Annotated in this window: 9 protein-coding genes; 4 read left to right on the forward strand and 5 right to left on the reverse strand. The window is 31.5% G+C overall.

What is annotated here, in order from left to right:
* Window positions 1–189 (forward strand): hypothetical protein (locus tag C8N46_RS20720; protein WP_158269219.1); only part of this gene is annotated, 189 nt, incomplete at its 5' end.
* A 53-nt stretch (window positions 190–242) separates the two neighbouring features.
* Here the strand turns inward: C8N46_RS20720 and C8N46_RS20725 are convergent.
* Window positions 243–407 (reverse strand): hypothetical protein, encoded by a 165-nt coding sequence (locus tag C8N46_RS20725; RefSeq protein ID WP_158269220.1) that lies wholly within the window; start codon window positions 405–407, stop codon window positions 243–245.
* Between the two features lie 173 nt (window positions 408–580).
* Complete coding sequence (locus C8N46_RS19870) at window positions 581–793, reverse strand: hypothetical protein (protein ID WP_108116866.1); 213 nt, start codon at window positions 791–793, stop codon at window positions 581–583.
* 109 nt (window positions 794–902) lie between these two features.
* Here C8N46_RS19870 and C8N46_RS19875 point away from each other — a divergent pair, with 109 nt between their 5' ends.
* From C8N46_RS19875 to C8N46_RS19885, 3 genes are all read left to right on the forward strand, one after another.
* Window positions 903–2441 carry a hypothetical protein gene (locus C8N46_RS19875; RefSeq protein WP_108116867.1) on the forward strand — a complete coding sequence of 513 codons (1539 nt, stop codon included), beginning with the start codon at window positions 903–905 and terminating at the stop codon, window positions 2439–2441.
* A 176-nt stretch (window positions 2442–2617) separates the two neighbouring features.
* Window positions 2618–3259 carry a hypothetical protein gene (locus tag C8N46_RS19880; RefSeq protein ID WP_146169912.1) on the forward strand — a complete coding sequence of 214 codons (642 nt, stop codon included), beginning with the start codon at window positions 2618–2620 and terminating at the stop codon, window positions 3257–3259.
* Window positions 3260–3488: 229 nt separating this feature from the next.
* Window positions 3489–4259 carry a hypothetical protein gene (locus C8N46_RS19885; RefSeq protein WP_146169913.1) on the forward strand — a complete coding sequence of 257 codons (771 nt, stop codon included), beginning with the start codon at window positions 3489–3491 and terminating at the stop codon, window positions 4257–4259.
* A gap of 539 nt (window positions 4260–4798) precedes the next feature.
* Here the strand turns inward: C8N46_RS19885 and C8N46_RS19890 are convergent.
* From C8N46_RS19890 to C8N46_RS19910, 3 genes are all read right to left on the reverse strand, one after another.
* Window positions 4799–5008, reverse strand: coding sequence for a hypothetical protein (locus C8N46_RS19890; RefSeq protein WP_108116870.1), 210 nt, complete (start codon window positions 5006–5008; stop codon window positions 4799–4801).
* A gap of 940 nt (window positions 5009–5948) precedes the next feature.
* A complete protein-coding gene (locus C8N46_RS19905; RefSeq protein ID WP_108116873.1) occupies window positions 5949–6224 on the reverse strand; it encodes a hypothetical protein in 276 nt (91 codons plus the stop codon).
* Between the two features lie 550 nt (window positions 6225–6774).
* Window positions 6775–7668 (reverse strand): hypothetical protein, encoded by an 894-nt coding sequence (locus C8N46_RS19910; protein ID WP_108116874.1) that lies wholly within the window; start codon window positions 7666–7668, stop codon window positions 6775–6777.
* Window positions 7669–7877: the final 209 nt, after the last annotated feature.

The raw sequence follows: 7877 nt of genomic DNA on the forward strand, positions 1-7877 counted from the left end.
GACACGGATATTTCATCTTTTGAGTTGCCTGCCAATGGGATTTATATCATTGAGGATTTACAAGTGGAACTAGTAACGGTAGGATTGTTAACACAACTTGATACCTTATTGGAATACATTTCGCAAAATGCGTTGCATTATGAGTTAACTATCAATGCTTTTGGAAAAGAATTTACGATAAGATTGTAAAAAAAGCCAACTCTAAGTTGGCTTGTATGGTCTAATATTTACAAGTATCTATGCTAAGTGTTGTCATTGGACTCAGTAGATTCACTAGGCATAGGAGTTGTAATTGTGATTTCTTGATTTGATATCTCAATAGTTATAGACGGAGATGATAATAATGATTTTGATGATTTTTTATTTGTTTCATTTTCAGTTACATCTGAAGTAGGATTTTGTTGCATAATTGATTTGGTTTAGAAATTCATAATTAGGCATGTTTTACGCGATAGTTGAGTACTTACATAAAAAAGCATAATGAATTACACGTAATACAATTTCAAAAGTTGATTAAGGCTTTTAGAAAAGGAGGATGGAATAATGCAAAAAAACGAATCGAAGTTCGCTTGTTAATTTTTTAATCTTCACAAGTATCTACACTAGAGCTACCACAAGATACTAAAGATTCCATAGGCGGCGGTTCAGCTACTATTATTGTTGCTAATTCCCCTCCTTCAACTAAAATAATAGGAGTTAAAATTGGGGATGTTCCTCCCTTTGTTTTACCTGCTGTGAAACTAGAAATAGTTCTTTTATTTAGTTCCAACGATTTAAGAGTTCTTTTCTTCATAATTGATTTGATTTATATGGTTTATATATCTGCTAGATACATGTTTAAAGAAAAGGTTGCGTAAAAAGTAAGAAAATATATAAAATATCAAAATTAAAATAAAAATATAATGAGTACCCGCAAAACAATTTCACAACAAATAGAAGCTTCTGAGTTTGTAAAAAAAATGATGCCTTTTGCACAGCAAGCTGAACTTAAAAAGCAGAATACAAAGGAAAATAGCACGAAGCTAAAGGACGTAGAAAAGCAATTAAAAGAGATACCAACAACTATTGAAAGTGTTTCTTTAAAACAAGCCATTGTATATGCGCATTATTATTCAGCCAAAACGGATATCTTTATCCTAGAACAGCCTTTTAAGCATACCTTTCATGGCATTCGGATTACCAATAAAAAAGTAACAAATCTAAAACTAGGAAAAATTGTTATTGAAAGATTGCTGAAAAGCACATCATACAAGCTGAATCTTGATTTTAAAAAAGATACCCTGCAAAATATTTTAAATGGTTTGACTAAAAAGAAAAAAACGACCAATCAACTCATTAAAGAAACTACCTATGTAAAAATGCTAATGCCTATTAACCAACAAAAAGCATTAACACAACAAAATACTGCGTTTTCAAAGTCGTTGGTAAAAAGGCTTGAAAGTGAACTTGCTGAAATTCCCAAAGAGCCACAGGGCGATTCTGTAAAGAAAAGTATCGTATATGCACATTACTTCTATGGTGGTTCAGATTGGTATATTACCGATATTGTAGAGGATAGAAATATGCTATTCGGATATGTCATTTTAAATGGTGACACCCAAATGGCAGAAGCTGGCTATATTTCAATTGATGAGATTGTCAATAATGGTAGAATTGAACTTGATTTTTATTTCACCAAAGAACCGCTAGAAACTATTCTGTATAAAAAATATCCTGACTATTATTCGAGTTCAAAAAAAGAAAAGAAACAAGCGCAAAAAAAAGTTATTAAGAAGGATGCAACCGCAAAAATAGTTGACCATTATTCCCTTGAATTTCGGTTGATTAGAAGATTTTACAATTTGATAAGACTGCATAAAACGACCACTTTTAGAAAAATTCAACTCTTGTATATGGCGTATCAGAAAGCAGCTTTGGAGCAGTCTATCCGTGAGACAAATTCAGCAGCAGATTTGTTCGGTAAGATTAATAAGAAAGTCGTGGCGCTCTTTGATGCTGTGAGTCCCACAAAAAGCAATGCGAATATAGAATTTACCGATAAAGCACTCTTTAATCAGATTGAGAATTATGTAAAAGGTCAAAAAATAAATTACGCTATCACTCTTTTAAAATCGTATCTATCCATGCAAGGGTATAAGCCTGATACGGATAAAGTTGAACGACTTTTAAATCGGATTGATAACGCTATAGAAAAAGGAATAGTATCAAAGGATAATCGTTTATTTCATCAAATCTTAATCGCGAAGGCAGAACTGATAGATTATCTTGAAAAACCAACACAAAAAATCGAACCTGAACTTATCGGACTTTCGATTCCTGCTCGTCATTTATGTACCAATCGTATCAAGTGTGACGGACTTAGAAAGGATGGAAAACTCAATAAAGGCTATCAGTTTGTAAAAGGCGGCAGTGTGATTAAAGTTAAAAAAAAAGCGGTTTAGGCACTAATATTCTTGTGATTGATGAATTGGAGAATACGACAGCTACACAACCAATTTCGGAAGCTTATCAGGTAACTCCTTTTGAAAATAAGTACCAGGAACAAAAGGTTGTCCATAAGACTCAAAAATCATCTAAAAAATCAAGAAACAAGCGTACCCTTACTTCCACAGAACTGATGAGTATGCACTTTGAAACGCTGCAATTTGATAAAGGTTGGGAACTCTTTTTGCCCAATGCCACCAAGCGCATGAATTTAGGAATTTCGGGAAAACCCAAAAATGGAAAAACCGCAGGCGCTTGTCAGTTTGCAGCCTATTTGACCAAGTTTGGAAAAGTACTCTACAATTTCGCCGATCAGGGAATTATTAAAAACACGCAAGATTTATGGGCATTAGCTGGACTCGATACCAATCCAAATGCAGAAGCTTCGGACTTTAATACCTTAGAGGATTTGGATGCAGAATGCGCTTCAGGAGAGTTTCAATATATTTTTATTGATTTGATTAACAGCTATATTGACCGTACCAAGATGAAGCCGCATGAGTTTGAGGATAGATACATTAAAAAATATCCGAACATTTCTTTTATCCTCATGTTCGAAGTCACCAAGCAAGGCAGATTTAAAGGCGACCAAAAGTGGATGCATATTGTGGACCAAATTGTAGAAGTAAAAGACTTTTTGATGGAAACACGCGGACGTTATGGCAATGGGTATCATATTGTTTGGGGGCAGGAGTTTAAAAAACTAAATCCTAAAAAATATGCGGAATTGGTTCCAGCCAATTCAAATACTACAAGCGCCGTATTGTATTTATAAAGTTTCCGTAAAGACAAGTAGATTTTGTGAAATGCAAGTAATTTTTTTGGTTAACAGCATGACATTCGCTTTGTAAAAATAATTATCACTCTAAAATGAATAGGCTAACTGAATTGCAATTATTTATATTTTTACATTATATTTAGATAACCGCCATATTTAAAAGAAAAATAACCACAATGCCTATATTTGGGTGTTGTGTGTCATAAGAGAAATCAAAAAAATGAATGTGAATCAAATTAAATCTGAATTTTTAAAAAATCATTGGGGCATAGCTTCTGAAATATATCGTTTAGTTTCTGAAACTATAAAATATTACGATTTAAGTAATTTCTCTTCATTTAATAAATCTTCAAAAGTAATTCGTTTTAATAATAATGCTCTAGACTTAGTACTGATAATGGAAACTTTTGAAAGTTGTTGGAATTACTATTATAAAACTTATGTTTTAGAAAGTATGAGGAATGAGGTTTTAGATTTCTTTTATAAAATTCAAACTGGGAATCTAGAAGAACAAGTGTCTGCACCATATTCAATAAGTGCAGTAGATATTGATTACGATTTACTAAACGGTTTTGATTTATTAGCGACTCAATCTTATTTACTTTATCCATATGAAGATTATAAAGACTTTCAACCAGAATTGAAATGTAACAATCAAATAGCTAAAAATCGAAAAATAACTCTGAGTCGAATTTGCGAAGAAGTTTATCAAGAATTAGATATAACTATATATGACGATTTAGAAGAAACTCTCGATGATGGTTATGATAATTTTGATGTTTTAATAACAGAGAATAAACGTCAGGATTATGAATTTTACTTTCAGTTTATGAGAAATTGTTGGAAATATACTAAAGGAAGAACAGGTTCCGATATTTTAGGGTTTATGTTCTTCCACGATGGATTAAGATATTCTTCTTTAGATGACGATAAATTTAGTACCAATGAAATCTCTGAACTAAAAGAGTTCTTGAATAGTAAAGGAATAAAAATTTAACAAATTACGCCACACAACAATGGTAACTGTTGCACAACCCTATAATTTTATAAAATCTGACTAATTTTTAGCACTTTTAAGGATGTTTTTCTTTTTAGTTTCAATAGTAAATATGAAAATAAACACGGCTTAAAACCCAGCTATGGTTGCCAAATAGTGACTTTATTTTAAAAATGACCAAAGCAAGTGATCTTGCTACACTTTTTGCCGTTGTTGAGACGAATTTCAGCTATTTCTTCAAATTAAATCTATATGTATCCATCATTATCAAACCCAATCAGTCCCTACCCGATACAATCCGTCCACACACAAATTAATTCTTGACACAATTTAGCTGCAACAAAACGCAACAACTTGCAACAAGAATCAATATAAAAATCTTACAAAAAAACTCCAAATCCTACTTAAAAAGCAACGGTTTGCAACAAGTCGCAACGAAATGCAACAAGTGTCAACTTGTCTTATCCTGATTTTCAAAAAAAAGAGCAAGTAATTAAACTTGCTCTTGGTAACATCATAAATTTTATTTTGTAGTACTCTTAATCATTGCTTCTAATCATCGCAGTTCCTCCTTTTGCCCAACATTTTTTAATCAAATCATTAGCTTCATCTATAGAGTTAACGTTTCCGCCGCCGCCAGCACTACATGTAACAGTGTAATGACTACCTGGATCATCAAAGCCACCAAAAATTTGTTTTTGCTCTGATTTACTTAAAACTTTTCCTAGGTTTAAAATTTGTTTTCTCATAATAATGTTTTTAATTTTAATAATGAGTTAATTTATATAAAATCTATGAGTATAAAAAAAACTAGGTTATTATTTGATATATTTTTTGACTAATTTTTTAAATAATTGATTATAAAAGTGTAAGCATTCGGTAAAAACCATTGATTATTCCCAAATAATTAATTTTGTATTTTTACGAGAGAAGTCACAAGGTATTGTTGATTTTACTGAATTATCAGAAGGTTGTGAACTGCTTTCATTTTGTAATTTTACGTGAGAAGTCACAAGAAACAGGGAATTCACCTATAGCAACACATAGTTGTGAAAACATTCAAAGCGGCATGAAAATGTCGCTTTTCTTTTTAATATAATATGTGTTTTTTAAAAGCATCAACAATTTGCAACAAAACGCAACAACTAGCAACAAGATTTTAAGTTGTAGTTTTAAGAGGTAAAAAAAACAAATTCCTATTAAGACAATTAACGCAAACAGAATTGATGCACTAAGAAATCCGATGAGAAATCCTTTGATAAAATGTGTATTCAATTTCTGCATGTTATTTTTTTAGATTTTAAGAAAGTAGCGCAGCTAACTACCTAGCTACGCTACTACTGTAAAGTCTACACTAACCATCAACTTAAAAACATAAATTATTATCCACCATCGTATTTCAGCAATACCAGTAAGGTTTAAAAGTGTTGGTTTCAGCTTCCCCAAACTGATTTATTTTAGACTTTATCTTTATTTCTTTTGAGTTCCTTTTCTATTTCCGCATCAACGTTGTTTTTCTTTGAATGTTTAGTGATATAATTTTTGGGAGATTCTTTAAAATGTAGAATCAATAGGATGATAATGAATATGACAAATGCAATACATATTCCTATCAAAATTTTGGTAATGGTGTGCATGCTATTGTTGGTTTTACGGCTATCAATAGCAATAGGGGAAAGTGTTTAATAGTTAATTTTCAGTATCAGAGTCAAGACCTAATAATTTATTTCTTGTTTTGCGTTCCTTTTCTTTTTCCTCCAGTTTTTGTAAGTACAAATCGAGTATCGCATTTTCAATTTCTTTGTTTTCATTCAAGCCATTGTATACATTTCGGATCATAGAAGTACCATACGGTGTTCCTTTACGATTGGTAATACCGCGTTTTTTTAAAATTTTTAAAACGTCACCAGTATAGTGATACCCTAAGGTTTCTTTGAGTTTTTTACGTTGTTCTTTGGTAATCATAATGTTGATATTGTTATGGTTAAATGGCTATTTATTTGAAGGAAAAAAGGGTTAAAAAAGCCATGCCGATGGCAGGCGATGCTGTTGTGAGCATGGCTTTTACTTGGTTATGAAAAAAAGGGTGAAATTTAAGAGATGTTAACTATTCGTCATCATGGTCTTTGCTTTTATCTCTGTATATATACAGCAAAATAAGTATTGCAATTACTACCATTACGATAATTGTTTTTACTTTTCCTGAAGTACTATAATTAGAAAAATTTCCTGAGAATAATATCTCATACAATCCTCCTATAAAAAGGACGCAGTGTACTATGAATGTTGGTAGTCTATCGTTATATTTAAACATAATTTCTCCTATCTACGAATCATTTCTATTATATATACTAAAAAGCAAACAACTATAATAGTTGAACATAATAAGACAATTTCAATTTTTTGCTGTTTTTTGTCGCCTGTCTTTCTTGCTTCCAAGAAGCCTTTTATTCTTTTTGTAAATACAAAGCTTGCTAATGGAATTAGGATTAAGTATAGCATCATAATTTTTTATTTAGGCAGCTCCTAAAAGACATAAACCAAAGGAAACTACTGCAATAGCTACTCCTATTGGTCCTAGTAATCGTTTTGCAACTGCCTTAAAAGCTTTTTTTATTGATTTTTTAGTCCATTTGCTAGAGTCCCCTCCTCCAAGAGAATACAAAACATCTGCTCCAATTGCATACGCTGCACATCTACCTACTTCTTGCCAACTTTGTGCATTAACACTCGGAGCAAATAAGCTCAGATAATTCATGGTTACACTATTGTCTTGTTCAGCATTTACCATAGTCATGACTAAAGGGATTAAGTCTTCTTCCGTACCGCCTTCAGTTACTATCATATCTTGTATTTCTTGGTTATCAAACCCATATTGATATAAGTAGTTTTTTGCTTCTGTAACAACTGGACTTATAGCATTCATAATTGGTGTTTCGTCAAAATAATAGCACGTATGATAATAATCAAAATTAGACGTATTATTTGTATTATCACTAGGTTCTGGTTCATTCACTACAATAGGTCGTGTTCCTATTTGATTGGCTAAATCAAAAACATCACCCAATGAGTTAACTACAGTAGCTGTAATAATACTATCGCCATTTACTAAAGCATCATTTTGAAGATTTCGCTCCAAACAAACTTGTTTCCAATTGATAGTGTCATTACTTTTTAAATCAAATTCATTATACCGTATCAATTTGATATTTGATTTTACTTCTTCCAATCGGTAATTACTTTCTTTTAAAGCTTCTAAAAAATTTTGTTTTAACTCTTCATTACGTTCAATTTCAAAGTCATTTTCTTTTTGACACGATTGAAAAATAAGTACACCCACAAAAAGTGTAAGTTTAATCATAAAAATAGCAAATAATCCTTTACCAATTCGTTTAATTCCTGTATTCATTTTATTAGTTTTTAAAATACACCTACTCGTACGTTTTTCGGTTTCCACGACTGTTTTTAGGGATACACAGTTGTATTTGCAATAAAGTTTAACGATAATCATTACCCCCTTACCGTAAGGGGTAGTACCTATGAAAAGAGCTTTATAAGTGTTGATGAACTATTTTGATGCGTTATTTTACTATTTATAATGATTAGAATACGATTTAT

The organism is Kordia periserrulae (assembly GCF_003054265.1).
GTDB classification, from domain to species: domain Bacteria; phylum Bacteroidota; class Bacteroidia; order Flavobacteriales; family Flavobacteriaceae; genus Kordia; species Kordia periserrulae.

Coding starts and splice junctions, on each gene's coding strand:
- C8N46_RS20725 (WP_158269220.1), bottom strand. CDS start 407: ATGCAACAAAATCCTACTTCAGATGTAACTGAAAATGAAACAAATAAA.
- C8N46_RS19870 (WP_108116866.1), bottom strand. CDS start 793: ATGAAGAAAAGAACTCTTAAATCGTTGGAACTAAATAAAAGAACTATT.
- C8N46_RS19875 (WP_108116867.1), top strand. CDS start 903: ATGAGTACCCGCAAAACAATTTCACAACAAATAGAAGCTTCTGAGTTT.
- C8N46_RS19880 (WP_146169912.1), top strand. CDS start 2,618: ATGAGTATGCACTTTGAAACGCTGCAATTTGATAAAGGTTGGGAACTC.
- C8N46_RS19890 (WP_108116870.1), bottom strand. CDS start 5,008: ATGAGAAAACAAATTTTAAACCTAGGAAAAGTTTTAAGTAAATCAGAG.
- C8N46_RS19905 (WP_108116873.1), bottom strand. CDS start 6,224: ATGATTACCAAAGAACAACGTAAAAAACTCAAAGAAACCTTAGGGTAT.
- C8N46_RS19910 (WP_108116874.1), bottom strand. CDS start 7,668: ATGAATACAGGAATTAAACGAATTGGTAAAGGATTATTTGCTATTTTT.